Origin of the sequence: Microbacterium aurantiacum (genome assembly GCF_040532595.1) — a bacterium.
Lineage (GTDB): Bacteria > Actinomycetota > Actinomycetes > Actinomycetales > Microbacteriaceae > Microbacterium > Microbacterium chocolatum_B.
Genome location: NZ_JBEVYX010000002.1, coordinates 552,096 through 577,070 on the forward strand (window position 1 = coordinate 552,096; position 24,975 = coordinate 577,070).

Consider the following 24,975-nt stretch of genomic DNA (forward strand, 5'->3'; position numbering starts at 1 on the left):
AGCATGGCACACGAGGTTGACGCCCTCGAGCACGAGAGGGAGAGCTGGAAGCCCTCGGCCGGGCTCGCCGTCGTCGTCAGCGACCCGGTGCGCAACCCGGAGCTTCCTCCGCACCGCGAGCGGATGACGGACAAGGACCCCGCGGCGATGACGCGTGCGGTCCGCACGATCTACACGCTGTTCTATCTCTCGGTGGCGGGAAGCATCTGGGCGATCGCCGCCTACATGCTCTTTCCCATCGAGAGCGGTCGGATCGTCGACATCCGCGCGAACAACCTGTTCATCGGTCTCGGGATCGCGCTCGCGCTCCTCGCGATCGGCATCGCCGCGATCCATTGGTCCAAAGCCGTCATGCCCGACAAGGAGCACGTCGAGGACCGGCACGCGACCCGCGGCCGTGACGAGACACGGGCGGCCGCGATCGAGGTCTTCGAGGTCGCCAACGAGGAGTCGGGCTTCGGTCGCCGCGCCATGGTGCGCAACTCCCTCATCGCCGCGCTCGTCGCCTCTGTCGCCCCGGCCGTCGTCCTGTTCCGCGGCCTCGCGCCGTTCAACACGCCGACGAACCCGATCGCGGGCAACCCGGTCGCCCTCCTCAGCCACACGATGTGGGAGCCGGGCATGCGCCTCGCGCACGACCCGACCGGAGAGCCGATCCGCGCCGCCGACGTCACCATCGGGTCCGCCGTGCACGTCATCCCCCAGCCCCTCGCCGGCCTTTCGCACGAAGACGGCTACCTGGAGGAGAAGGCGAAGGCCATCGTCCTCCTGATGCGCCTTCAGCCGGAGGACCTCATCGAGCCCGCCGACCGTGCCGACTGGTCGTACGACGGCATCGTCGCGTACTCCAAGGTCTGCACCCACGTGGGGTGCCCCGTGGCCCTGTACGAGCAGCTGACGCACCACCTGCTCTGCCCGTGCCACCAGTCGCAGTTCGATGTGACCGATCAGGCCAAGGTCATCTTCGGGCCGGCTGCCCGCCCGCTGCCGCAGCTTCCCATCACCGTGGACGCAGACGGCTACCTCGTCGCCCGCAGCGACTTCACCGAGCCCGTGGGCCCGAGCTTCTGGGAGCGTCATTGAGTACCGCAACCGCTGACCCGCAGGGGACGCCGGCCGAGGCCGGCACCCGCGACAAGCCGCTGGGCGGCCGCTTCGTCGGCGCCGCCTCGAACTACATCGACGAGCGCACCAGCCTCTCCGGCATGGTCAAGGAGCTCGGACGCAAGATCTTCCCCGACCACTGGTCGTTCATGCTCGGCGAGATCGCGCTGTGGAGCTTCGTCGTCGTGCTCCTCTCGGGAACGTTCCTGACGTTCTTCTTCCAGGCGTCCATGGCCGAGGTGCACTACACCGGCGCGTACGAGCCGATGCGCGGCATCGAGATGTCCGCGGCGATGGCGTCCGCGCTCGAGATCTCCTTCGACACCCGAGGCGGTCTCCTCGTACGCCAGCTGCACCACTGGGCAGCCCTGGTCTTCGTCGCCGGCATCGGTGTGCACATGCTCCGCGTGTTCTTCACCGGCGCGTTCCGCAAGCCGCGCGAGATCAACTGGGTGATCGGGTTCGTCCTGTTCATCCTCGCCATGGCGGAGGGCTTCACCGGCTACTCGCTCCCGGACGACGTGCTTTCCGGCAACGGACTCCGCATCATCGACGGCATGATCAAGGGCATCCCGCTCATCGGCACGTGGACGTCCTTCCTGCTGTTCGGCGGCGAATTCCCCGGGACCGCGATCGTCGGGCGTCTCTACGCCCTGCACATCCTGATCCTCCCGGCGATCCTGGTGGCCCTGCTCGCGGTTCACCTGATGCTGATGATCATCAACAAGCACACGCAGTTCGCCGGTCCCGGCCGCACGAACAGCAACGTCGTGGGCTACCCGATGATGCCGGTCTACATGTCGAAGATGGGTGGCTTCTTCTTCATCGTCTTCGGTGTGCTGGTGCTGATCGCGTCGCTGTTCACGATCAACCCGATCTGGAACTACGGACCCTACGACCCGTCACCGGTGTCCGCGGGAACGCAGCCCGACTGGTACATCGGCTTCGCCGACGGCGCGCTGCGCCTCATCCCGCCGCACTGGGAGTTCGTGCTCTTCGACCGCACCTTCTCCATGAACATCCTCGTCCCGCTCGTCGGGCTCGGTGTGTTCATCGTGCTGGTGATGATCTACCCCTTCATCGAGGCGTGGGTCACGGGCGACAAGCGCGAGCACCACATCGCCCAGCGCCCGCGGAACGCCGCGACCCGCACCGCGATCGGTGCCGCCGGTGTGACCTTCTATGCGGTCCTGTGGGCCGCGGCATCGTCGGACATCATCGCCACGCACTTCTGGCTGACGATGGAGGGTGTCATCCACGGCCTCCAGGCGGCGCTCATCCTGGGTCCGATCGTCGCCTATTTCGTCACGAAGCGGATCTGCATCGCGCTGCAGAAGAAGGACCGCGAGATCGCCCTCCACGGCTACGAGTCCGGACGGATCGTGCGCCTCCCCGGTGGCGAGTACATCGAGGTGCATCAGCCCGTCGACGAGTACGAGCGCTGGAAGCTCATCGACTATGAGACCTACGAGCCTCTGGTCGTGCGACCGAACGCCAAGGGAAGCATCCCGTGGCACCAGAACCTCCGGGCAGCGGTGTCGCGCTGGTTCTTCGAGGACCGCCTGACCCCTGTCACCCAGTCCGAGCTCGATGCCGCGCTGGCTCACCAGCACCACGAGCTCGAGCACATCGCCGAAGAAGAGGATCGGGAGCTGCAGGCGGCCCACGAGCGCGCCGGCGTTCCCGACGCGCCGCACGTCCCGATCGACGACGGTCACCAGTCGGAGACCGCTGTGCGTCCCTCCAACGTCATCATCCCGGAGGATGACGGCAAGAAGTCCTGACGGAACGTCGACCAGGAGAGCGGTCCCTCTTTTCTGAGGGGCCGCTCTCCTGTCTGATGCGCAGGAACTGGGCCCGCGCAGAGTGGCAGTCTTCCTCCGTCCCCTGGCAGGTCTGGGGGCCTCACCCGCGACACCGCATCGCTACGGTGAAGCCATGCCCTCAACAGACGACGCGATCGCCTACTTCCGCCGCCGACTCCAGCACGAGACCGATCCCGCGGACGTGTACGCGGCGCAGCGCGCCGGAGAACGCTTCACCCTGGTCGACGTCCGCGACGCGGCGGCGTGGGCGCAGGGACGAGTCCACGGCGCCGTTCACATCCCCCACGCCGAGCTTGCCACTCGGGCGCCGGAGGAACTGGACCCCGCGGTCCCCGTCGTGGTCTACTGCTGGAGCCCCGGCTGCAACGGCGGCGTGCGGGGCGCGCTCGCCCTCTCCTCGCTCGGCTACGACGTCAAGGAGATGATCGGCGGTTTCGAGTACTGGGCGCGCGAGGGTCTTCCCACCGTCTGCGACGCCGGTCCTCTCCCCCGCAGCTTCGATCCTCTCGTCACCGTCGTCCGACGCTGAGCCGGTCGGAGAAGTGGCCCTGAGACAATGCAGAGGACGATGAAGGCCCCCACCGAAGTGGGGGCCTTCATCGTCGTATCGGAACTCAGCGGGCGAAGTACCCGCGGTAGTACTCGTACACCCAGCCGACGATGGCCACGAGGAAGATCGCGACCCCGATGGGGAACATCCAGACCCCCACCGCGAGACCGAGGATCGCGACACCGGCGGACGCGGCGAGGACGATGGGCCACCAGGACCAGGGGCTGAACTCACCGAGCTCCGGGTCACCGTCGTCGATGTCGGCGGTCAGCGTGTCCTCGGGGAGCTCGCCGCCCTGCGCCTTGTGGACCTTGCCGATGTAGAAGGCGATCAGCGCGGCCATGAAGGCGAGGAACACCAGAGCGACGCTGCCGACCCACTCGATCGAGTTGGTGAAGATCGTCCAGTTGTTCGCGCCCGGGTTGGCGGCGGCTTCCGCCGGCCAGTGCGCGATGAGGTTCCAGCCGATGTAGAGGGCAGCCACGACGGCCGAGAAGACCGTCAGAAGCCACCACAGACCGGTATTGGTGCGCACTTACTTGACCTTTCCTTCGGCGACATCCACTACGGGAGCCTCGGGCGCGTCCTTCGCCGGGCCCACGCCGACCGGGATGCCGGCCTCGGGGTGGTTCAGGTCGAACGCGGGACGCTCGCTGCGGATACGGGGAATCGAGGTGAAGTTGTGACGCGGCGGAGGGCACGAGGTCGCCCACTCCAGCGACGCGCCGTAGCCCCACGGATCGTTGACCGTCACACGAGGCGCCTTGCGCGCCGTGATCCAGACGTTGAACAGGAAGGGGATCATCGATGCCGCCAGGACGATCGAGCCGATCGTCGAGAGCTGGTTCTGCCACGTCCAGTTGTCGAAGCTCGAGTAGTCCGCATAGCGACGCGGCATGCCGTCGACGCCGAGCCAGTGCTGTACGAGGAAGGTCATGTGAAAGCCGATGAACAGCAGCCAGAAGTGGACCATGCCCAGACGCTCGTTGAGCATCTTGCCCGTCCACTTCGGCCACCAGAAGTAGAACCCGGCGAACATCGCGAACACGACCGTGCCGAAGACGACGTAGTGGAAGTGAGCCACGACGAAGTACGAGTCCGACAGGTGGAAGTCCAGCGGCGGCGACGCGAGGATGACACCGGTTAGTCCGCCGAAGACGAACGAGATGAGGAAGCCGAGCGAGAAGACCATCGGCGTCTCGAAGGTGACCGAGCCCCGCCACATCGTTCCGATCCAGTTGAAGATCTTCACACCGGTCGGGACCGCGATCAGCATGGTCATGAGCGCGAAGAACGGCAGCAGGACCGCACCCGTGACGTACATGTGGTGCGCCCAGACCGCGACGGAGAGCGCCGCGATGGCGATGGTCGCGTACACGAGGGTCTTGTACCCGAAGATCGGCTTCCGGCTGAACACCGGGAAGATCTCGGAGACGATGCCGAAGAACGGCAGCGCGATGATGTAGACCTCGGGGTGGCCGAAGAACCAGAACAGGTGCTGCCAGAGCAGGACGCCGCCGTTCTGCGGGTCGTAGATGTGCCCGCCGAGGACTCGGTCCATGGCCGCCGCGAAGATGGCCGCAGCCAGGATCGGGAACGCCATCAGGATCAGGATGCTGGTGACCAGCGTGTTCCAGGTGAAGATCGGCATCCGCCACATCGTCATACCCGGTGCGCGCATCGTGATGATCGTCGTGATGAAGTTGACGGCGCCGAGAATGGTGCCGAAACCGCTCATGCCCAGCCCGAGCATCCAGAGATTGCCCCCGACGCCTGGCGAGAAGCTGGCGTTGGCCAGCGGTTGATACGCGAACCATCCGAACGCCGCGGCACCCTGCGGGGTCAGGAAGCCCGCGACGGCGATTGTGGATCCGAACAGGAAGAGCCAGAACGCGAAGGCATTCAGACGGGGGAAGGCCACGTCGGGCGCGCCGATCTGCAGGGGCAGCAGCGCGTTGGCGAATCCGGCGAACAGCGGCGTCGCGAACATCAGCAGCATGATCGTGCCGTGCATCGTGAACAGCTGGTTGTACTGGTCCTTCGTCGGGATGATCTGCATCCCGGGCTCGAACAGCTCGGCGCGGATGATGAGCGCCATCACGCCGCCGAGGAGGAAGAACGTGAAGGACGAGATCAGGTACATGTACCCGATCGTCTTGTGGTCAGTGGAGGTGATCCACTTGACGATGATGTTGCCCTTCTGCTCCGTGCGGTTGCGGCTCAGCAGAGCGGCCTGGCGCGGAGGGAGGGTGGTGGGCCTGCTCGGCCCCGATTCCTGGAGTGGGAACGTCGTCGCCATGGTCAGTCCTGTCCCTCGGGAGCGGAACCGCCCGTACCGGGCAGGTTCTGAAGTCGGTCGTACGCGTCGTTGATGTCGCCGGTCTGACCCGCGCCACGCAGAGAGGCGAGGTAGCTGTCGTATTCGGACTGGCTGACGACCTCGACGTTGAAGAGCATCATCGAGTGGTACTCGCCGCAGAGCTCGGCGCACTTGCCCGCGTAGGTGCCCTCACGGGTCGGCGTGAAGGACCAGTAGTTGTCCTTGCCGATGTACATGTCCTTCTTGTAGAGGAAGTCGATGATCCAGAAGGAGTGGATGACGTCACGCGACTGCAGCTTGATCTTCACCGTCTGGTCGACGGGGAGGTACAGGGTCGGAAGCTCGGAGACGATGTCTCCGCGGGCGTCGGTCTGCGCCTGCACGCCCATGCTCCACACGGTGTCCGCTTCGGTGTCACCGTCGTACTGGAAGTCCCACGCCCACTGCTTGCCGATGGCGGTGATCGACACGTCGGGGTCTTCGGTCTGGGTCTCGAGGATCGCCTGGTCGCGCGCGGTGAACGCGAAGAATCCGATGACCAGGATGAGCGGCACGATCGTGTAGAAGATCTCGATCGGCATGTTGTACCGCAGCTGGACCGGAAGCCCGACCTGCCCACGGCGACGGCGGTAGGCGATCACAGCCCAGCCCATGAGGCCCCAGGTGATCAGGCCGACCGCGAGAAGAACGATCCAGGAGTTCACCCACAGCCCCGACACCATCTCGGTGTGGTTCGTCGCGGGCGTGCCGTCTTCGACGAACCCGGGCAGGAAGCCGTTGAGCTCCGTGGGTGTGCAGCCGGCGAGGACGGCGGCCGCTGCGATCCCGACGGGGAGAACGGCCCAGCGGATTCGACGTTTCGGGGGCACGATGCACCTTTCGGGTCGCGGATATTTCATCCGCCAGTCTAGGGCAAGCGCCCAGGGTATTCAGGCCATCCGCCCAGGTTCCACGGGGTCTCGGACACGGTAAACACCGGGTCCGGCATCCTTTCGGAGCGAGCGTGGAACGTCGGGATTCCGGCCGGATCGGTCAGTGGAAGCTGTCCCCGCAGGCGCAGCTGCCGGCGGCGTTGGGGTTGTCGATCGTGAAGCCCTGCTCCGAGATCGTGTCCTTGAAATCGATGGTCGCGCCATCGAGGTACGGGACGCTCATGTCGTCGATGATGACCTCGACGCCGTCGAAGTCGACGGTCTTGTCGCCATCGAGGTAACGCTCGTCGAAGTAGAGCTGGTAGATGAGACCGCTGCAGCCGCCCGGCTGAACCGCGACGCGCAGACGGAGGTCGTCGCGCCCCTCCTGCTCCAGCAGGGTCTTCACCTTGAGGGCGGCGGCATCGGTCAGCAGAACGCCGTGCTCGCGGGCGGCCTGATCGGTCGTCAGCGCGGTGTCGGTCATGGCACTCCTCGTCACGGCCGCCTCGGATGGCGGATACGAATGATTCTACGCGCCGTGTTTCCGCACACGGGTCGCCGAGCGGGCGACGTCACGATCCGTCGACGACACGCCGATCCAGGCGCTCCAGCAGCAGCGCCTCGGAGAGGACCGCGTTGCGGAACGTCTCGAGGTGAAGCGACTCGTTCGGGCTGTGGGCCCGCGAGTGCGGATCCTCGACGCCCGTGACCAGGATCTGGGCCGCCGGGAACTCCCGCACGAGGTCCGCGATGAAGGGGATGGATCCCCCCACCCCGATGTCGACGGGGTCCACTCCATACCCGCGGGCGAGGGCCTCGCGCGCATCCGCGACCGCCCATCCCCCGGTGTCCACGAGGAAGGCGTCGCCGAAGTCCACATCGGAGAACTCGATCCGCGCACCCCATGGGGCGTGCGCACGCAGGTGCCGTTCGATGGCGGCGAACGCCTCCCGCGCGGGCTGGCCCGGCGCGACGCGCGCGCTGATGACGAACGACGCCTCGGGCGAGAGGGTGTTGGAGGCGTTCGCGAGACTCGGGGTGTCGGACCCGGTGATGGTGATGGACGGCTGGTTCCAGATGCGGGACAGGATGCTGCCCCGCCCGACCGGCTGCACACCGGCCGGCAGCCCGGCCTCGTCGCGGAGAGTCTCCTCGGAGTACGCGGGGGTCTCCGCATCACGCGCATGGAGCCCCTCCACCGCGACCGCCCCGTCGGCGTCCCACAGCGTGGAGAGCAGCGTCACACCGGCCATCATGGCGTCGGGCACGGCGCCGCCGAACATCCCCGAGTGGGACGCGTGCTCGAGCGTGCGCACCCGGAGGGTGAACCGGGTGTTGCCGCGCAGCGACACGGTGAGCGCTGGGGTGCGCGCGTCCCAGTTCCCCGAGTCGGCGACGACGATCACGTCGGCGCGGAGGATGTCGGCGTTCTCGGTCAGGAAGCGCGCGAAGGAGCGCGACCCCGCCTCCTCCTCCCCCTCGAAGAACAGCGCCACCCCGAGGTCCGGGTCGCCCGACACCTCGGCGAGCGCGCGGAGCGCGGCGATGTGCGCCATGATGCCCGCCTTGTCGTCGGCGGCACCGCGCCCGTAGAGGCGACCGTCCCGGACGGTCGGCTCGAACGGAGGCGAGTCCCACAGCGCGTCGTCGCCGACGGGCTGCACGTCGTGGTGGGCGTAGAGGAGGATCGTCGGCCGCCCGTTCTTCGCGGGGCGCCGCGCCACCACGGCGGGGGCACCGATCTCGTCGGAATCGGGAATGGCCGCACGTCGGATCTCGACGGTCTCGAACAGTCCGACCGCGCGCGCCAGCTCGGCCACCGCCTCCGCGCTCCGCTCCAGCTGACCGGGGTCGAACCCCGGGAACGCGACGGACGGGATCCGCACGAGCGCGCCGAGGTCGGCCAGAGCGGACGGGATGCCGGAGTCGACTGCCTCGTGGACAGCGGACTCCCGGGTGTGTTCGGAGACCATGCGGGTAATCTTAAGGGCACCCCTGACCGATTCCCCGAGGATGATCGTGGCCCAGACACCCGCTGCCCCTGCACCCAACGACGCGTCGAGCGGCGACTCCCTCTCGGGCAAGGGGCGCCCGACCCCCACCCGTGCGGAGCGCGAGGCGGCCCGGAAGCGGCCCCTCGTCGCCGATACCAAGGAGGCCAAGGCGCGCGCCCGCGCCGAGCTGCAGGCGCAGCGCGAAAAGGCACGCCAGGGCATGGCGAACGGCGACCCCCGCTACCTGCCCGCCCGTGACCAGGGCCCGCAGCGCAAGTTCGTCCGCGATTTCGTCGATGGCGGGTGGCACCTCGGCGAGGCCGTCATGCCCGCGATGATCGTGGTCATCCTCGCCACCTTCATCCCGGTGGCAGCCGTGCAGTTCTACTCGTTCGTCGGACTGTGGATCTTCATCCTCTTCGTCATCGGCGACATGATCATCACGTCCATCCGCGCCAAGGCCGGTGTGAAGGAGCGCTTCGGCGCCGACCGCATGGAGAAGGGTCTCGGCTGGTACGCCGCCATGCGCACCATCCAGATGCGCTTCCTGCGGCTCCCGAAGCCGCAGGTCAAGCGCGGCCGGAAGCCCTGAGCCGCTTCTCCAGACCCCGGTTGATCTGCCGAGCCCACAGCGGGCCGCGGTAGAGGAATGCGGTGTACCCCTGCACCAGGTCGGCACCGGCATCCAGTCGTTCCTGCACGTCCTCTGCGGTATCGACGCCGCCCACCGAGATCACGCAGAATCCGGCGGGAACGCTCCCCCTCACCAGGCGCAGCACCTCGAGCGAACGCGCGCGCAGAGGCGCGCCGCTCAGGCCCCCCGCGCCGGCAGCCTCCACCACGTCGGCGGAGGTCCGCAATCCCTCGCGCGACAGAGTGGTGTTCGTCGCGATGATTCCGGCGAGGCCCAGGTCGACGGCCAGGCCGGCGACGGCGACCACCTCGTCGTCGGGCAGATCGGGCGCGATCTTGACCAGGAGAGGCGTGGTGCCCGCCGCGTGACGGACCGCCTCGAGCAGAGGACGCAGGGTCTCCACGGCCTGGAGGCCCCGCAGGCCCGGGGTGTTCGGTGAGGAGACGTTGACCACCAGGTAGTCCGCGAGCGGCGCGAGGAGCGACGCGCTCCGCACGTAGTCGTCCGTCGCCGCCGCGACGTCCACGACCCGGCTCTTGCCGATGTTGACGCCAAGGACGGCGCGACGCGCCCGTCGGCGCAGCCGCCGCAGACGAGTCGCGGCCGCCTCTGCACCTTCGTTGTTGAAGCCCATGCGATTGATGACGGCACGGTCGGGGACGAGGCGGAACAGTCGTGGGCGGGGGTTCCCCTCCTGCGGCACGGCGGTGATGGTCCCGACCTCGACGTGCCCGAAGCCGAGCGCGTGGAGACCGCTCGCCCCGAGGGCGTCCTTGTCGAACCCGGCGGCGACGCCGAACGGCGACGCGAAGCGCAGGCCCAGCGCGGAGGTGGCCAACTCGGGTGCGGGCTTGGTCAGGGCGCGCGCGATCCACGCGAACGGCGGGATCCCGAGGATGCGGATGACCGTCATCGCCCCGTGGTGGGCGGTCTCGGGATCGATACGGGCGAGGACGGTCCGGAAGAAGAAGGGATACATCGGCTCCAGGGTATCGCCGGGCGCGCCTACTCCTGATCGACCCCGGCCGCGGCGGGATCGTCCGCGGCGCGGGCGTGATCAATCCGCAGCTGCTCGATGGCCGCCTCGAAGTCGTCGAGCGAATCGAACGCCTGATACACGCTCGCGAAACGGAGATACGCGACCTCGTCCAGATCCCGCAGGGGTCCGAGGATCGCGAGTCCGATCTCGTTGGCGTCGATCTGAGAGGCCCCGGTCTGTCGGACCGTCTCCTCGACCCGCTGCGCCAGCATCGCGAGGTCCGCCTCGGTGACGGGACGACCCTGGCACGCCTTGCGCACGCCGGACATGACCTTCTCACGGCTGAAGGGTTCGATGACCCCCGAGCGCTTGATGATGTTCAGGCTGGCCGTCTCCACCGTGGTGAATCGGCCACCACACTGCGGGCACTGACGGCGCCGGCGGATGCTGAGACCATCGTCACTGGTCCGCGAATCGATGACGCGCGAGTCCGGATGGCGGCAGAACGGGCAGTGCATGACACCCGAGCCTACGTCGTCGCGTCGGCGTCACCCTCAAAACGCGCGGTGACGGCCTCTCCATGCGCCGGAAGGGCTTCCGCGTCGGCCAGGGTCACGATCGCCGGATGGACGAGCCGCAGCGCCTCGCGGTCGTACTCCACCACCTGTTGCGGACGCAGGAACGTCGCGGCGGAGAGCCCGGCAGCGTAGCGCGCCTGTCCTCCCGTGGGGAGCACGTGATTGCTCCCGGCGAGATAGTCACCGAGACTCACCGGCGTGTGGGCTCCGACGAAGACCGCTCCGGCGTGCACGAACTCCTCCGGACGAGGGTCGCTCAGGTGCAGCTCGAGGTGCTCGGGTGCGTAGGCGTTGCTGAACGCCGTCGCGGTCTCGCGGTCGTCGACGAGGACGACCGCCGACTGCTCGCCACGGAGTGCCTCTTCAACCCGCGCGGCATGCCGGGTGCGCGGCGCACGTTGGGCGACTTCGCGGACGACCGCTTCGGCGAGATCCGGCGACGACGTCACGAGGACCGCCGAAGCCTGCTCGTCGTGCTCGGCCTGGGAGATGAGATCCGCGGCGATGAGCCGAGGGTCGGCATCCGCGTCGGCCACGATGAGGATCTCGGTCGCACCCGCTTCGGAGTCCGTTCCGACCCGCCCGGCCACGGCACGCTTCGCCGACGCGACGAAGTTGTTGCCCGGACCGGTGACGACATCCACGGGCTCGAGGCCGAGCGCGGGGACGCCGTACGCGAAAGCACCGATCGCACCGGCACCTCCCATCGCGTACACCTCGTCGACGCCGAGCAGACGAGCCGCCGCAAGGATGACCGGGTGCACCCGGCCTCCGTGCGAGCTCTGGGGCGGGGACGCGAGAGCGATCTCCTGCACCCCGGCGATCTGCGCCGGAACGACGTTCATGACCACGCTCGAGGGGTAGACCGCTTTGCCGCCCGGGACGTACAGTCCCACGCGGCGGACCGGCTGCCACCGCTGGTGCACGCGCGCGCCGGGTGCGATCTCGGTGGTCACCGGGGGCGGGACCTGCGCGGCGGACCCGCGGCGAACCCGCGCGGTCGCCTCCTCCAGTGCCGCGCGGACGGCCGAATCGAGACCAGCCAGCGCCTCGTCGAAGTGGTCGGCGGGGACGCGGATGTCGTGGCCGGTCACGCCGTCGAAGCGGCTCGCCTGCTCGCGAAGCGCCGTCTCCCCCCGCTCGGCGACGTCGTTCACGACAGCCGTGGCGACCGTGAGCGCTTCCTCCCGCGCGACGGTGGCACGCGGGACGAGCGCCGTGAGGTCTGCAGGCAAGAGGGCGCGCCCGCGCAGATCGATCGTACGAAGCATCCTTCTACGCTAGCGCGCCCCCTCGGTCCGGGCCGCGCGCGGTGTCAACCGCGCGTGACGTCCGACACGTCGTGCAGGTAGCCGACCCGTCCGTCCTCGTGCCGGATGACGAACACCTCGCCGCGGTCCTCGATCACCAGCGCCCACGCGGTCGGGCCGATGCGGAAGAGCGGGATGCCGATCTCGTCGACGACGTCGCGCTCCTCGGGCGCGAGCGCCCAGAAGGCCTGATTGCTGACCGGGGTGCCCGTCGCGGTGTCGGTGTCTTCGACGTCGTCCTCGAGCGGTTCGGCGACGGGTTCGTCCGCGACCGTGTCGACGACGGTGACGGGCTCGTAGGTGTCACGGGTCTGAACGGGCTCCCACACCGCGGTCTGGGAGAAGTCCGCGTCGGGGCGTGCGTCGGTCTCATCGGCGGTCACCGCGGGAGCCTCGTCGGCCTCGGGCACGACCGCCGGCTCCGGGCGCACCGGAGCCGGACGCGGCGAGACGGGGCGGATCGGACGGGCGTTGCGGTGCGCGGGAATCTCGCGGCGGCCCTGGAAGTCGTCGCTCAGCGGCGGGATGAGGGGTGCGAAGACAGTGAGGACGACACCGGCCAGCATGAGGACGGCCATGATCCAGGTGACCCAGTTCCGCACCCAGGGGCCGCCGTCGATCGCGATCGTGACGGTCTCCCACAGGAGCTGGATCCACAGCACGGTCGACACCGAGAAGGCCACCGAGGCGAACTGATCGATACCGAGCGAGCCGACGCGACGGATGCCCTGAGGCGAGAGCCGGCGCAGAGCAAGGAGGAACACGGCGACCGTCGGAACGCCGATGGTCAGCACCCACAGGAGACCCGAGGTCCACACCGAGTTGAAACCCACCGTCGTGATCGACACGAACGACAGGATGAACGCCACCAGCCAGACGGCACCGATCGCCACCTCACGGATGGAGAAGGGGCCGACGCCGTACTGCGGGTCCTCGGTCGTGCTCGCGGCCGCGTCCTCCGACTCGGTGGTCGTGAGATCCCTCTGTTCGTCCGTCACGGTGTTCCCTTCTGCGTTCCTTCGACGCGGCGCGCGCCGTCGCCGATCCTACCTTCGGCGGATGAGACCGCCGTGAGATCACCCCAGGCACTGCGGCCCGAGCAGCCCCTTCAGCTCCCCGTACAGGTCCGCGGTGACACGGACCGGATGCGGCACCTCGAACACCTTCGCCGCTCGGCCTCTGTGAAGCTTGAGCGTGACCTCGGTGTCTCCCGGATGACGTCCCAGAACGGCGGCGAGCTCGCCCACGACGCGCTCGGTGGCGCGATTCTCGGGCATGAGGAGGGTCAGGGCCCCGGTGATGTCCACAGCCCCGAGATCGGGGACGAAGGCGGCTTGCGCGTGCAGGTTCAGTCCGTCGTCGCGTCGGGAGACCCGCCCGCGGACCACCAGGATCGAATCCGCCTGCAGCATCGAGGAGAACTCCGTGTAGGTCTTCCCCATGAACATGACCGTCACTTCACCGTCGAAGTCCTCGACGGTGATCATGCCGTACGGATTGCCGCTCTGCTTGGCCACGCGATGCTGCACGCTCGTGACGAGCCCGGCGACGGTGACCTGATCACCGTCATCGATGGTCTCCGACGCGAGGAGATCGTGGATGCTGGTGGAGGCGTGTTTGGCGAGCGGGATCTCCAGGCCCGCGAGCGGATGGTCGGAGACGTACAGCCCCAGCATCTCGCGTTCGAACGCCAGCTTGTCCTTCTTGGTCCACTCGGGCCGCTCGGGAACCTTCTGCGCCTGCGCGGGCTCGTCGTCCCCCCACAGCGAATCGAAGTCGAAGCCGACCTCGCCGTGGGCTTCGCGACGCTTGTCCAGGACAGCGGCCTCCGTGGCATCCTCGTGGATCTCCATCAGCGCGCGGCGCGTGGATCCGAGCGAGTCGAAAGCCCCCGCCTTGATCAGGGATTCCACCGTGCGCTTGTTGGCGACGTGCACCGGGACTTTCGCGAGGAAGTCGTGGAAGCTCGCGAACCCCCCGTCCGCGCGGGAGGCGACGATGCCGTCGACGACGTTGGTGCCGACGTTGCGGACCGCACCGAGACCGAAGCGGATGTCGTCGCCGACGGCGGCGAAGAACCGGATGGACTGACCGACGTCCGGCGGGAGCACCTTGATGCCCATGCGGCGGCATTCATTGAGATACACCGCCATCTTGTCCTTCGAATCCCCGACGCTGGTCAGGAGCGCTGCCATGTACTCGGCGGGATAGTGGGCCTTCAAGTACGCCGTCCAGTACGAGACCAGCCCGTACGCCGCGGAGTGGGCCTTGTTGAACGCGTAGTCCGAGAACGGCAACAGGATGTCCCACAGCGCCTTGATGGCGGCTTCCCCGAACCCGCGCTCCTTCATCCCGCCGGAGAAGCCCTCGTACTGCTTGTCGAGCTCGGACTTCTTCTTCTTGCCCATCGCGCGACGGAGGATGTCGGCCTGACCCAGGGAGAAGCCGGCCACCTTCTGCGCGATCGCCATCACCTGCTCCTGATAGATGATCAGGCCGTAGCTGATGTCGAGGATCTCCCGCAGCGGCTCCTCGAGCTCGGGGTGGATCGGCGTGACCTCCTGCTGGCCGTTCTTGCGGAGCGCGTAGTTGATGTGGGAGTTCGCACCCATGGGACCGGGTCGGTAGAGCGCGATGACCGCGGAGACGTCCTCGAAGTTGTCCGGCTTGAGCAGACGCAGGAGCGACCGCATGGGCCCTCCGTCGAGCTGGAAGACGCCGAGTGTGTCGCCGCGGGCCAGCAGCTCGTACGCCGCGCGGTCGTCCAGCTCCAGGTGCTCGAGGTCGAGCTCCTCGCCCCGGTTCATCCGGATGTTGTCGAGGGCGTCGGAGATGATCGTGAGGTTGCGCAGGCCCAGGAAGTCCATCTTGATGAGCCCGAGCGACTCGCAGGACGGGTAGTCGAACTGGGTGACGATCTGGCCGTCCTGCTCCCGACGCATGATCGGGATGATGTCGAGCAGCGGCTCGCTCGACATGATGACGCCCGCCGCGTGCACGCCCCACTGGCGCTTGAGTCCTTCGAGCCCCAGGGCGCGGTCGAAGACCGTCTTCGCCTCCGGGTCGCCGTCGATGAGGGCGCGGAACTCGCTGGCTTCCTTGAAACGCGGATGCTGGTTGTCGTACATGCCGCTCAGGGGCATGTCCTTGCCCATCACCGCGGGCGGCATCGCCTTGGTCAGCCGCTCCCCCATGCTGAAGGGGAATCCGAGGACACGGCCGGCATCCTTGAGCGCCTGCTTGGACTTGATGGTGCCGTAGGTGACGATCTGGGCCACACGCTCGGAGCCGTACTTCTCCGTGACGTAGTCGATGACCTCGCCGCGGCGCCGATCGTCGAAGTCGACGTCGAAGTCGGGCATGGAGACACGGTCGGGGTTGAGGAAGCGCTCGAAGATGAGACCGTGCTCGAGGGGATCGAGGTCGGTGATGCGCATGGCGTAGGCGACCATCGACCCCGCACCCGAGCCGCGACCGGGACCGACGCGGATGCCGTTGTCCTTGGCCCAGTTGATGAAGTCCGCCACGACGAGGAAGTAGCCCGGGAACCCCATCTGGAGGATGATGCCGGTCTCGTACTCGGCCTGCTTCCGCACCCGGTCGGGGATCCCGCCGGGATACCGGTAGTGCAGACCCGCTTCGACCTCCTTGACCAGCCAGCTGTCCTCGGTCTCGCCGTCGGGGACGGGGAACCGGGGCATGTAGTTGGCGCTGGTGTTGAACTCGACCTCGCAGCGCTCGGCGATCAGAAGGGTGTTGTCGCACGCCTCCGGGTGCTCGCGGAAGATCTGGCGCATCTCCTGCGCGGTCTTGATGTAGTACCCGTCACCGTCGAACTTGAACCGGTTGGGGTCGTCCAGGGTGGACCCGGACTGCACGCACAGAAGCGCTGCGTGGGCGTCGGCTTCGTGCTGGTGCGTGTAGTGCGAATCGTTCGTGGCGACCAGCGGGATCCCGAGGTCCTTGGACAGACGGATGAGGTCGCTCATGACCCGGCGCTCGATCGAAAGACCGTGGTCCATGATCTCGGCGAAGTAGTTCTCCTTGCCGAAGATGTCCTGGAACTCCGCGGCGGCCGCGCGCGCCGCGTCGTACTGGCCGAGGCGGAGACGGGTCTGGACCTCGCCCGACGGACACCCGGTCGTGGCGATGAGCCCCTTCCCGTAGGTCTGGAGCAGTTCGCGGTCCATTCGCGGCTTGAAGTAGTACCCCTCGATGCTCGACAGCGAGCTCAGGCGGAAGAGGTTGTGCATCCCCTCGGTGCTGTGGCTCCACATCGTCATGTGGGTGTACGCACCCGAGCCGGAGACGTCGTCGCTCTTCTGCTCCGGACTCCCCCACGCGACACGGGACTTGTCGCTGCGATGCGTACCCGGCGTCACATAGGCCTCGAGCCCGATGATCGGCCTCACTCCGGCGGACTTGGCGGCGTTGTAGAACTCGAACGCCGCGAAGGTGTTCCCGTGGTCGGTGACGGCGATGGCGGGCATTCCGTACTCGGCCGCCGCCTGTGTCATCGCACCGATCTTCGCCGCCCCGTCGAGCATCGAGTACTCGCTGTGCACGTGCAGGTGTACGAAAGAGTCGGCAGCCACCCTTCGAGTCTACGAACGTGACCGACATCCCTCACGGGCCGATCCCGGGCGTCGCGTGATCCCGCACCCAGGTCGGCTGACCCTCTACCTGAGGGTGAAGGCTGCGCCCCCGGAACGCGCCTCTAGGGTGAGGAGATGGCCACACCTGACTTCGTCCTCGACCTGAGGCGGCACATCGGAACACGTCCGCTCCCGCTCGTGGGCGTGACCGCCGTGATCTTCCGCGATGAGAAGGTGCTCCTCGGGCGGCGCAGCGACAACGGCGCACTCACACCGGTGACGGGCATCGTCGACCCCGGAGAGGAGCCGGCGGACGCCGCCGCGCGCGAGGCACGGGAGGAGGCGGGCGTCGCCATCCGCGTGGAGCGGCTGGCCTGGGTGCACCAGATCCCACGGATCACCTACTCCAACGGCGATCAGGCGGATTACCTCGACCTCACCTTCCGCTGCGCGTGGGTGTCGGGGCATCCGGAGCCCGTCGACGGGGAGATGACCGAGGTCGGCTGGTTCGACCTGCACGAGCTGGATGCGGTCTCTGCGGAGATGCGGCGGCGGATCGCGCACGCGATGGCCGAGGACGACCCGGCCCGGTTCGAGGGAGGCCGGTGAGGCGTCATCCGTTGCGGAGGATCTCCAGAGCACCGGCGAGATCGGCGGGGTAGGGCGACGCGAAGGAGGACCACTCCCCCGTCGCCGGGTGCGTGAACGCGAGCTGATGGGCGTGCAGCCACTGCCGCGTCAGTCCCAGGCGTGCGGCCTGGGTGGGATCAGCCCCGTACAGCGGGTCGCCGACGCAGGGATGACGATGGGCGGCCATGTGCACCCGGATCTGATGCGTGCGTCCGGTCTCGAGGTGGACTTCGAGGAGCGCGGCCCCGCGAAAGGCCTCGAGCGTCTCGTAGTGGGTGACGGAGTCCTTGCCGTCCGGCGTGACCGCGAACTTCCACGAATGCGACGGATGCCGCCCGATGGGCGCGTCGATGGTGCCGACGAGGGGATCGGGGTGCCCCTGGACGACGGCGTGGTAGATCTTCTCCACCTCGCGCTCCTTGAACGCCCGCTTCATGGCGGTGTACGCCGGCTCGGTCTTCGCGACGACCATGAGCCCGCTCGTCCCGACGTCCAGTCGATGGACGACGCCCTGCCGCTCTGCCGCACCCGTCGTCGCGATGCGGTATCCGCCCGCTGCGAGGGCACCGAGGACCGTCGGCCCGTCCCATCCGACGGAGGGGTGTGCAGCGACGCCCGTCGGCTTGTCCACGACCACGATGTCGTCGTCGTCATACACGATGCCGAGGTCCGGAACGGCGACGGGCACGACGCGGGGCTCGGCTCGAGGAGACCACGTCACCTCGAGCCACGCGCCCGCGCGCAGGCGATCCGACTTCGACAGCGCACGTCCGTCCATGCGCACACCGTCCGCGTCGGCCACCTCCGCGGCGAATGTGCGGGAGAACCCGAGCATCTTCGCCAGCGCGGCATCGACGCGTGCCCCGTCGAGCCCGTCGGGGATGGGGAGGCTCCGGGATTCCATATCAGCCGACGCGGTCCGCGGGATCGGGATCGGCGTCCGGAGCGGCTTCCTCGGCGCGATCGCGGCCTTCCCGCGTGCCGTCCATCCGGAGACCCGTGACGACGAGGATGGCGACGCCGATCATCATCGAGACGATGAAGATGTCGGCGATGTTGTAGATCGCGGGCGGGAATCCCAGCCACATCCACGGGGTGTTGATGAAGTCGATCACGTGCCCCACGGCGAAGCCGGGCTCGCGCAGGAGACGATCGGTGAGATTGCCGAGGACACCGCCCAGGAGGAGGCCCAGTCCGACGGCCCACAGCCGGGACGACACCCGCGTCACTGCGAGCCACACGATGATCACGGCCACGGCCGCGAGCGCGAGCGTGAAGACCCAGGTCGCGCCCTCGCCGAAGGAGAATGCGGCGCCGGGATTGCCGATCAGATAGAAGGAGAGGAAGTCACCGAGGACCGGCACGGTCTCCGCGTACGGGAGGTTCTCGAGTGCCAGGTGCTTCGTGAACTGATCGGCGGCCAGCACCGTCACCGCGAGGATCGCGATGAGGGCGCCGGCCGCCGAACGACGAAGCGGTCTTTTCGCCGCCAAGTTCTTACAGGCCGATGGCAGACACCGGCTGCGAGCCGGACGTCGTCGCCGTCGTCTCGAGGTCGCGGAGCTTGCCCTCGATGTAGCTGCGCAGCTGCGAGCGGTAGTCGCGCTCGAACTGACGGAGCTCGGAGATGCGGTTCTCGAGGGTGGCGCGCTCGCGGTCGAGACGGGCCACTTCCTCGCGGCCGCGCGTCTCGGCCTCGGAGATGATCGACGCAGCCTGCGCCTGGGCGTCGGCGATGAGCTGATCGCGCTGCGCGCGGCCCTCCGCGACGTGCTCGTCGTGCAGACGCTGAGCGAGCTCGATGATTCCGGCGCTGGCGGCACTCGGCGCCGTGGAGCCGGTCGTCTCCGGCGCCGGAGCGGTCTCAGCCGCGGGGGCCGGGACTTCTTCGTCGACCGCCGCGGGCGCCTGCTCGGCGGCCTCTTCCGGGGCGGAGCCCGACTCGTACGCGGCGAGCTTGGCCTTCAGCTCCTCGTTCTCCGCGATGGTCTTGCGCCACTCCACGACGATCTCGTCGAGGAAGTCGTCGACCTCGTCCGGGTCGAAACCCTCCTTGAAGCGGACGTGCTGGAACTGCTTGGTGACGACGTCATCCGGGGTCAATGCCATGGTGATTCCTCTTTCGAGCGCTCTGGTCGCTGGCCGATGTCCGGGCGGCCGACCTGGGCGGCCGGTCGTATCTGGAAAGCATAGTCGCCGGGTGCGGACGCTGTCGAAGACGCCGCCCCGGCACGGGGGTCATCCGGCTCCGGCGATGCTGCGGGTGACGCTGAGCAGGATGAAGCACAGCAGCATCGTCAGAGCGAAGCCGAAATCGATCGCGATCGTGCCGACGCGCAGCGGCGGAATGAACCGACGGAAGGTGCGGATCGGAGGGTCGGTGACGGTGTACACGACTTCCGCCGCGATCAGGCCCGCACCGCGCGGGCGCCACTCCCGGTTGAAGATCGGGATCCACTCCAGGACGAGGCGCGCGAAGAGCACGAACACGTACAGGAGGAGCAGGAAGTTGAGTATCGATGCGATGAGTTGGACGACGGCCACGTAGCCAGACTACGGCTGAGTGAAGGGCACGGCGTCCGCGTCGGCGTGTGCGACGGCACCGTCACCCGACACCGCGACGTTCTCCGGCGAGAGCAGGAAGACCTTGCTGGTGACGCGCTCGATGCGTCCATACAGGCCCAGGGACAGCCCGCTGGCGAAGTCGATCAGGCGACGCGCGTCGGCGTCGCTCATCTGCGACAGGTTGATGATGACGGGGATGCCGTCGCGGAAATTCTCTGCGATCGTCTGCGCGTCCCGGTACTGCTTCGGGTGCACGGTCAGGATCTCGCTGACAGCCGTGGGAGCGGGCTGGCGGACCACAGCGGGTCGGTGCAGAGGTGTCACGGGTGCGGCCTTCTCGACGGTGGCGGTCTTGTTGCGATTCGTCGGCTGCGGAGCCGGCTCCTCGTAGACCTCTTCTTCGTCGGCCAGACCCAGGTACACCATGGTCTTCTTGAGCGGGTTCGACATCGCATCCTCCGTTGTGCTCATCTGTTCCGAGGTTAACCGCGGAGCGGGCGCGGACCCGTGATTGCCGAGCCGATGCGCAGGTGTGTCGCGCCCGCGGCGATCGCCTCTTCGAAATCTCCCGTCATCCCCGCCGAGATCGCCGAGGCGGAGGGATCCACAGACCGGACGGATTCCGACATCCGGGCCAGACGGGCGAAGGCACGCGCCGGCTCCTCGTCGAGAGGCGCCACGGCCATCACTCCCCGCAGACGCAGCGTCCGGCATCCGGTGACGTGCTCTGCGAGGGCGAGGAGCTCATCGGGGTGCACGCCTCCGCGCGCGGGATCGTCCGTGAGGTTGATCTGCAGGAAGACATCGAGTGCGGGCGCGTCCGGGTCCCCCGCCGCCGCGTCGAGCGCGTCGGCGAGTCGCGGTCGGTCGAGGGAATGCACCCCGTCGGCGACGGCGCGGATCGCGCGCGCCTTGTTCGTCTGGGCCTGGCCGACGAAATGCCATCGCAGGTCGGCGAGATCGTCGAGCTCCTGTGCCTTCGCGCTGAGCTCCTGCTGGCGGTTCTCCCCCACGTCACGGACTCCGGCTGCCCGGAGCGCGCGAACGAGAGAGGCGGGGTGGAACTTCGTCACCACGATCCGGGTGATCTCCGCCGGATCACGGCCGTTCGCTCGCGCCACCTCGGCGATGCGCGCGTCGACGGCGCCGAGACGCTCGATGAGGGTCTCAGCGCCGTCGGGCACGGGCGCGTCGGTCACGGCGGGGTCGACGTCACTTCAGGAAGTCGGGGATGTCGAGGTCGTCGTCGCCGAACGCGGAGTCGTAGCTGGTGTCCGCGGTGACGCTGACAGGCACCGGAGCCGCCTCGGCGCGCTCGGGCGCGGGCGCCTCGGGGACGGCCGCCGGCATGGCGGGCGGTGTCATGACGCGGGCCGCGGTGATCGGCTCGATCCGTGCCTGGGGCTCGCCGCCGTCGAAACCGGCTGCGATCACCGTCACGCGGACCTCGTCGCCGAGCGTGTCGTCGATGACGGTTCCGAAGATGATGTTGGCCTCGGGGTGCGCGGCCTCCTTCACCAGCTGTGCAGCGTCGTTGATCTCGAAGATGCCGAGGTTCGATCCACCCTGGATGGAGAGCAGGACGCCGTGTGCTCCTTCGATCGAGGCTTCGAGCAGGGGCGACTCGACCGCCAGTTCGGCGGCCTTGATGGCGCGGTCGGCGCCTCGGGCGGAGCCGATGCCCATGAGCGCGGACCCCGCACCCTGCATGACCGACTTGACGTCGGCGAAGTCGAGGTTGATCAGCCCCGGGGTCGTGATGAGGTCGGTGATGCCCTGGACACCCGCGAGCAGGACCTGGTCCGCCGTCGCGAAGGCCTCGATCATCGAGATCCCGCGGTCGCTGATCTCGAGGAGGCGGTCGTTCGGGACGACGATGAGCGTGTCGACCTCTTCCTTGAGTCGCGACACGCCCGCCTCGGCCTGGCTCTGGCGACGACGTCCCTCGAAGGAGAAGGGCTTGGTCACGACGCCGATCGTCAGCGCGCCGATCGACTTGGCGATCTTGGCGACGACCGGAGCGCCGCCCGTGCCGGTACCACCGCCCTCACCCGCCGTGACGAAGACCATGTCCGCGCCGCGGAGGGCCTCCTCGATCTCCTCGGTGTGGTCTTCGGCGGCGCGGCGCCCGACTTCGGGATCCGCTCCGGCGCCGAGGCCGCGCGTGAGCTCGCGTCCGACATCCAGCTTGACGTCGGCGTCGCTCATCAGCAGGGCCTGTGCATCGGTGTTGATCGCGATGAACTCCACCCCGCGCAACCCGAGCTCGATCATGCGGTTGACGGCGTTCACGCCGCCTCCGCCCACACCGACCACCTTGATGACGGCGAGGTAGTTCTGGTTCTGGCTCATGCCGGCCTCCGTAGCGCCCTAAACCTGCGTAACCTTCAACTTCTCGTTGAGGTATAAAGAATTACCCGGTATGCAATTCCTAGCTCGAAGGTAGGCCGCGCTCCTCGCCGCGCCCGGAGCAGGCTGGGCGTGTCGCGACATCGCCGCTCGATGTCGTGGGGCGCCTCAACTGAAGACGACGGATGCGGGCGACGAGACGTCGTAGACCCGGACGTCCGCGGGGGGTCGCGCCGTCATCGCCGCCTCAAGGACCACGGCCTTGAGCCCGGAGTCCTCGGCGCTGCCCCACACCACCCGCGTGCCGGTCTCGCCCAGCACGAGGGTGACGTCATCGGCGGTCGATGCCTCCACCTCGGTCACCTGCGCCGCGATACCCGCCGGGAGCGATCGGATGACGCGGCCCGCCGCCTCGAACGCATCCCCCTGCGCACCCCCGTCGATCCGCAGGATCGGGGTTCCGGGCCCCGCCTCGGCCGTGGTCGACAGCACCACGCCGGCCGCATCCACGAGGGTGAATCCGGACGAGCTCTCGAAGACGCCGACCGCCGTGCGCTCGACGACGCGGACGACGAGCTCGTGCGGCGGCCGCGCCTCGATCGCGTAGGTCTCGATGAGCGGGAACTCCGCCAGCACGTCGTGGACGGCATCGGCATCCACGAGGGGCAACGGCGTGCCGACCTGATCGCCGAGGGCCGCCTCCACACGCGTGGCGTCGAGCTGCTCGGCGCCGAGCACCCGCACCTGCTCCACCGCGAACAGCGGGCTGTAGGCGACACCGAGGGTCGCGAGGGCGAGAAGGAGCACCGCGCCGCCGGCTCCCAGCCAGACCGCGCGCCGCCGCCGCTGCCGCACCGTGAACCGGCGGACCTCGGCGCGGAGCGCTCTCCGTCGCGCGCGTGCGGCGCGCCACACGTCACGCGGGCGGACGGGTGCGGGAGCGACGGACGGGCCGTCCTCTGCCGATCCTGCCGCAGGCCCCGACGGCGGGACGGTGGACGCGGCGTCGAGCGGGATCACCACGGCGAACGGCGACTGCTCGACAGGGGCGCGCGCCCCATCGACCTCGCTCTCCGCGACGGAGGGACGCTCGGGCCGATCGCGCCGACCACCGCCGCCGTCGTCGACCGGCGGCGGCGGAAGGGGCGTCGGTCGGCGCATGCCTCAGCGCCCGCCTCTGTCGCCGGCGTCGTCGAGGGCGTCGAGGACCTGCGGGATGATGAGGTGCACGTTGCCGCATCCCAGCGTGATGATGAAGTCGCCCTCCCGCGCCACGGACGCCGCGTAGTCCGCGGCCTCCTGCCAGTCGGGCACATAGTGCACCGCCGCCGGGTCGCGGAACGCCGCGCTCACGAGCTCCCCCGTCACGCCGGGCACGGGATCCTCACGAGCACCGTAGACATCCAGCATGATCGTGTGATCGGCGCACGCTTCGAGCACCTGCGCGAACTCGCGGTACATCTCCTGGGTCCGCGAATATGTGTGCGGCTGCTGGATCGCGATGATGCGGCCGTCGCCGACCACGCTGCGCGCACCCGTCAGGGCCGCCTCCACCTCGGTGGGGTGGTGCGCGTAGTCGTCGTACACGCTCACCCCCCGGCGGACGCCGTGGAGGTCGAACCGTCGCACCGTTCCGGCGAATCCCTCCACCGCGCGGACGGCATCCTCGAGATCGACCCCGAGGGCCCCGAGGACCGCTACCGCTCCCGCGGCGTTGATCGCGTTGTGGACGCCCGGCACCGGCAGACGGGTGCGCACGGTGCGTCCGCCCGCCGTCACCGAGAACCGCAGCCCTCCCTCGGTGGCGATGTCGTGGACGCGCACGGCAGCGTCCTCCGCTTCGCCGAAGGTGATCACCCGCCCGTGGGACAGGCGAGCCCGCACCTCTCGCGCGCCGGGGTCGTCCGCCGAGATGACCACCGCTTCCGAGGCGCGATCGGCGAAACGGACGAAGGCGTCGAAGAACGCCGCGCGCGACCCCCAGTGATCGAGATGGTCGGGATCGACATTCGTCACGAGGGCGACGGCGGTGTCGTAGAGCAGGAACGTCCCGTCCGACTCGTCCGCCTCGATGACGAAGAGCTCGTCCGACCCCGTCCCGCTGGAGACCCCGAGCTGAGCGATGACGCCGCCGTTGACGAAGGTCGGGTGCACGTCGAGCCCCTGCAGCGCGGTGACGATCATGCCGGTCGACGTGGTCTTGCCGTGCGCCCCCGCGACGGCGACCAGACGGCGTCCGCCGATGAGCCAGTGGAGCGCCTGCGATCGGTGGATCACGGCCAGGCCCCGCTCGCGCGCGAGGAGGAACTCGGGGTTCTCCGGCCAGATCGCCCCGGTGTGGACGACGGTGTCGGCGTCGGAGGGCAGATGGTCGGCATCGTGGCCGACGTGCACGTCGGCGCCGAGCGCGGCCAGCTCTCGCATCACCGCGCTGTCGGCGCGGTCCGACCCGGAGACGCGGATGCCGCGGGCGAGGAACATGCGCGCGAGCCCGGACATGCCCGAACCGCCGATCCCGATGAAATGGGCGGCGTCGATGCGATCGGGGATGGGGAGGCTGAGGTCGGGTCTGATCATGGCCCGACAATCCTAGATCCGCTCGCTCCGCCTCCCCTGTGGGCGCGCGG

At 68.5% G+C, this 24,975-nt stretch carries 24 protein-coding genes; 5 read left to right on the top strand and 19 right to left on the bottom strand.

All coding sequences use genetic code 11. The annotated features are described in order from the left end of the window. The first annotated feature begins 3 nt into the window (after nt 1-3). From qcrA to ABXJ56_RS14875, 3 genes are all read left to right on the top strand, one after another. Nucleotides 4-1,083 carry a cytochrome bc1 complex Rieske iron-sulfur subunit gene (gene qcrA / locus ABXJ56_RS14865; protein WP_354000493.1) on the top strand — a complete coding sequence of 360 codons (1,080 nt, stop codon included), beginning with the start codon at nt 4-6 and terminating at the stop codon, nt 1,081-1,083. Further along, complete coding sequence (gene qcrB, locus ABXJ56_RS14870) at nt 1,080-2,888, top strand: cytochrome bc1 complex cytochrome b subunit (protein WP_354000494.1); 1,809 nt, start codon at nt 1,080-1,082, stop codon at nt 2,886-2,888. The genes qcrA and qcrB overlap by 4 nt, the downstream gene beginning before the upstream one ends. A 154-nt stretch (nt 2,889-3,042) precedes the next feature. Further along, a complete protein-coding gene (locus ABXJ56_RS14875; RefSeq protein ID WP_354000495.1) occupies nt 3,043-3,459 on the top strand; it encodes a rhodanese-like domain-containing protein in 417 nt (138 codons plus the stop codon). Nucleotides 3,460-3,544: 85 nt separating this feature from the next. On the opposite strand, the gene ABXJ56_RS14880 is transcribed toward ABXJ56_RS14875, so the two are convergent. The 5 genes from ABXJ56_RS14880 to ABXJ56_RS14900 form a co-directional block, all read right to left on the bottom strand. Further along, nucleotides 3,545-4,015: a cytochrome c oxidase subunit 4 gene (locus ABXJ56_RS14880; RefSeq protein WP_354000496.1), complete on the bottom strand. Its 471-nt coding sequence runs from the start codon at nt 4,013-4,015 to the stop codon at nt 3,545-3,547. Next, nucleotides 4,016-5,779, bottom strand: coding sequence for an aa3-type cytochrome oxidase subunit I (gene ctaD, locus ABXJ56_RS14885; protein WP_354000497.1), 1,764 nt, complete (start codon nt 5,777-5,779; stop codon nt 4,016-4,018). It lies immediately after the preceding gene. Nucleotides 5,780-5,781: 2 nt separating this feature from the next. Next, on the bottom strand, nt 5,782-6,669 hold the full coding sequence (ctaC, locus tag ABXJ56_RS14890) for an aa3-type cytochrome oxidase subunit II (protein WP_354000498.1): 888 nt from the start codon (nt 6,667-6,669) through the stop codon (nt 5,782-5,784). Between the two features lie 163 nt (nt 6,670-6,832). Then, nucleotides 6,833-7,198, bottom strand: coding sequence for an iron-sulfur cluster insertion protein ErpA (erpA, locus tag ABXJ56_RS14895; protein WP_354000499.1), 366 nt, complete (start codon nt 7,196-7,198; stop codon nt 6,833-6,835). 88 nt (nt 7,199-7,286) lie between these two features. Next, the gene (locus tag ABXJ56_RS14900) at nt 7,287-8,687 is read right to left on the bottom strand and encodes a dipeptidase (RefSeq protein WP_354000500.1); all 1,401 of its coding nucleotides are present in this window, start codon (nt 8,685-8,687) and stop codon (nt 7,287-7,289) included. 46 nt (nt 8,688-8,733) lie between these two features. On the opposite strand from ABXJ56_RS14900, the gene ABXJ56_RS14905 reads away from it, so the two are divergent. Then, the gene (locus ABXJ56_RS14905) at nt 8,734-9,300 is read left to right on the top strand and encodes a DUF3043 domain-containing protein (protein ID WP_354000501.1); all 567 of its coding nucleotides are present in this window, start codon (nt 8,734-8,736) and stop codon (nt 9,298-9,300) included. Here the strand turns inward: ABXJ56_RS14905 and ABXJ56_RS14910 are convergent. From ABXJ56_RS14910 to dnaE, 5 genes are all read right to left on the bottom strand, one after another. Then, entirely contained in the window at nt 9,278-10,321 is a 1,044-nt protein-coding gene (locus ABXJ56_RS14910) for a quinone-dependent dihydroorotate dehydrogenase (RefSeq protein ID WP_354000502.1), read from the bottom strand. The genes ABXJ56_RS14905 and ABXJ56_RS14910 overlap by 23 nt on opposite strands. A gap of 26 nt (nt 10,322-10,347) precedes the next feature. Continuing rightward, on the bottom strand, nt 10,348-10,839 hold the full coding sequence (nrdR, locus tag ABXJ56_RS14915; protein WP_354000503.1) for a transcriptional regulator NrdR: 492 nt from the start codon (nt 10,837-10,839) through the stop codon (nt 10,348-10,350). Nucleotides 10,840-10,850: 11 nt separating this feature from the next. Then, nucleotides 10,851-12,170, bottom strand: coding sequence for a histidinol dehydrogenase (gene hisD, locus ABXJ56_RS14920; protein ID WP_354000504.1), 1,320 nt, complete (start codon nt 12,168-12,170; stop codon nt 10,851-10,853). Nucleotides 12,171-12,214: 44 nt separating this feature from the next. Continuing rightward, nucleotides 12,215-13,207: a hypothetical protein gene (locus tag ABXJ56_RS14925; RefSeq protein ID WP_354000505.1), complete on the bottom strand. Its 993-nt coding sequence runs from the start codon at nt 13,205-13,207 to the stop codon at nt 12,215-12,217. Between the two features lie 78 nt (nt 13,208-13,285). Next, entirely contained in the window at nt 13,286-16,756 is a 3,471-nt protein-coding gene (dnaE, locus tag ABXJ56_RS14930) for a DNA polymerase III subunit alpha (protein ID WP_435405016.1), read from the bottom strand. 183 nt (nt 16,757-16,939) lie between these two features. On the opposite strand from dnaE, the gene ABXJ56_RS14935 reads away from it, so the two are divergent. Next, nucleotides 16,940-17,413, top strand: a complete 474-nt coding sequence (locus tag ABXJ56_RS14935) for an NUDIX hydrolase (RefSeq protein ID WP_354000507.1) — start codon at nt 16,940-16,942, stop codon at nt 17,411-17,413. A 4-nt stretch (nt 17,414-17,417) separates the two neighbouring features. Here ABXJ56_RS14935 and ABXJ56_RS14940 read toward each other — a convergent pair whose 3' ends face one another. From ABXJ56_RS14940 to murC, 9 genes are all read right to left on the bottom strand, one after another. Then, nucleotides 17,418-18,338 (bottom strand): RluA family pseudouridine synthase, encoded by a 921-nt coding sequence (locus ABXJ56_RS14940; protein ID WP_354000508.1) that lies wholly within the window; start codon nt 18,336-18,338, stop codon nt 17,418-17,420. Nucleotide 18,339: 1 nt separating this feature from the next. Beyond that, nucleotides 18,340-18,927: a signal peptidase II gene (gene lspA, locus ABXJ56_RS14945; protein ID WP_354000509.1), complete on the bottom strand. Its 588-nt coding sequence runs from the start codon at nt 18,925-18,927 to the stop codon at nt 18,340-18,342. 4 nt (nt 18,928-18,931) lie between these two features. Next, complete coding sequence (locus tag ABXJ56_RS14950; protein WP_354000510.1) at nt 18,932-19,543, bottom strand: DivIVA domain-containing protein; 612 nt, start codon at nt 19,541-19,543, stop codon at nt 18,932-18,934. A gap of 129 nt (nt 19,544-19,672) precedes the next feature. Beyond that, complete coding sequence (locus tag ABXJ56_RS14955; protein ID WP_354000511.1) at nt 19,673-19,978, bottom strand: YggT family protein; 306 nt, start codon at nt 19,976-19,978, stop codon at nt 19,673-19,675. 9 nt (nt 19,979-19,987) lie between these two features. Next, the gene (locus tag ABXJ56_RS14960; RefSeq protein ID WP_354000607.1) at nt 19,988-20,449 is read right to left on the bottom strand and encodes a cell division protein SepF; all 462 of its coding nucleotides are present in this window, start codon (nt 20,447-20,449) and stop codon (nt 19,988-19,990) included. Between the two features lie 32 nt (nt 20,450-20,481). Next, nucleotides 20,482-21,198, bottom strand: coding sequence for a YggS family pyridoxal phosphate-dependent enzyme (locus tag ABXJ56_RS14965; protein ID WP_354000512.1), 717 nt, complete (start codon nt 21,196-21,198; stop codon nt 20,482-20,484). A 13-nt stretch (nt 21,199-21,211) separates the two neighbouring features. Beyond that, nucleotides 21,212-22,351 carry a cell division protein FtsZ gene (gene ftsZ / locus ABXJ56_RS14970; RefSeq protein ID WP_053547280.1) on the bottom strand — a complete coding sequence of 380 codons (1,140 nt, stop codon included), beginning with the start codon at nt 22,349-22,351 and terminating at the stop codon, nt 21,212-21,214. A gap of 165 nt (nt 22,352-22,516) precedes the next feature. Continuing rightward, complete coding sequence (locus tag ABXJ56_RS14975; RefSeq protein WP_354000513.1) at nt 22,517-23,509, bottom strand: FtsQ-type POTRA domain-containing protein; 993 nt, start codon at nt 23,507-23,509, stop codon at nt 22,517-22,519. A gap of 3 nt (nt 23,510-23,512) precedes the next feature. Continuing rightward, on the bottom strand, nt 23,513-24,925 hold the full coding sequence (murC, locus tag ABXJ56_RS14980; protein WP_354000514.1) for a UDP-N-acetylmuramate--L-alanine ligase: 1,413 nt from the start codon (nt 24,923-24,925) through the stop codon (nt 23,513-23,515). Between the last annotated feature and the right edge of the window lie 50 nt (nt 24,926-24,975).

Bases quoted from the DNA above. Each gene is read 5' to 3' on its own strand.
- ABXJ56_RS14900 (WP_354000500.1), bottom strand. From the start codon at position 8,687: ATGGTCTCCGAACACACCCGGGAGTCCGCTGTCCACGAGGCAGTCGAC.
- ABXJ56_RS14910 (WP_354000502.1), bottom strand. From the start codon at position 10,321: ATGTATCCCTTCTTCTTCCGGACCGTCCTCGCCCGTATCGATCCCGAG.
- ABXJ56_RS14935 (WP_354000507.1), top strand. From the start codon at position 16,940: ATGGCCACACCTGACTTCGTCCTCGACCTGAGGCGGCACATCGGAACA.
- ctaD (WP_354000497.1), bottom strand. From the start codon at position 5,779: ATGGCGACGACGTTCCCACTCCAGGAATCGGGGCCGAGCAGGCCCACC.
- dnaE (WP_435405016.1), bottom strand. From the start codon at position 16,756: ATGCTCGACGGGGCGGCGAAGATCGGTGCGATGACACAGGCGGCGGCC.
- ABXJ56_RS14940 (WP_354000508.1), bottom strand. From the start codon at position 18,338: ATGGAATCCCGGAGCCTCCCCATCCCCGACGGGCTCGACGGGGCACGC.
- ABXJ56_RS14950 (WP_354000510.1), bottom strand. From the start codon at position 19,543: ATGGCATTGACCCCGGATGACGTCGTCACCAAGCAGTTCCAGCACGTC.
- qcrA (WP_354000493.1), top strand. From the start codon at position 4: ATGGCACACGAGGTTGACGCCCTCGAGCACGAGAGGGAGAGCTGGAAG.
- murC (WP_354000514.1), bottom strand. From the start codon at position 24,925: ATGATCAGACCCGACCTCAGCCTCCCCATCCCCGATCGCATCGACGCC.
- ABXJ56_RS14875 (WP_354000495.1), top strand. From the start codon at position 3,043: ATGCCCTCAACAGACGACGCGATCGCCTACTTCCGCCGCCGACTCCAG.
- nrdR (WP_354000503.1), bottom strand. From the start codon at position 10,839: ATGCACTGCCCGTTCTGCCGCCATCCGGACTCGCGCGTCATCGATTCG.
- ABXJ56_RS14975 (WP_354000513.1), bottom strand. From the start codon at position 23,509: ATGCGCCGACCGACGCCCCTTCCGCCGCCGCCGGTCGACGACGGCGGC.
- erpA (WP_354000499.1), bottom strand. From the start codon at position 7,198: ATGACCGACACCGCGCTGACGACCGATCAGGCCGCCCGCGAGCACGGC.
- ABXJ56_RS14960 (WP_354000607.1), bottom strand. From the start codon at position 20,449: ATGTCGAACCCGCTCAAGAAGACCATGGTGTACCTGGGTCTGGCCGAC.
- hisD (WP_354000504.1), bottom strand. From the start codon at position 12,170: ATGCTTCGTACGATCGATCTGCGCGGGCGCGCCCTCTTGCCTGCAGAC.
- ftsZ (WP_053547280.1), bottom strand. From the start codon at position 22,351: ATGAGCCAGAACCAGAACTACCTCGCCGTCATCAAGGTGGTCGGTGTG.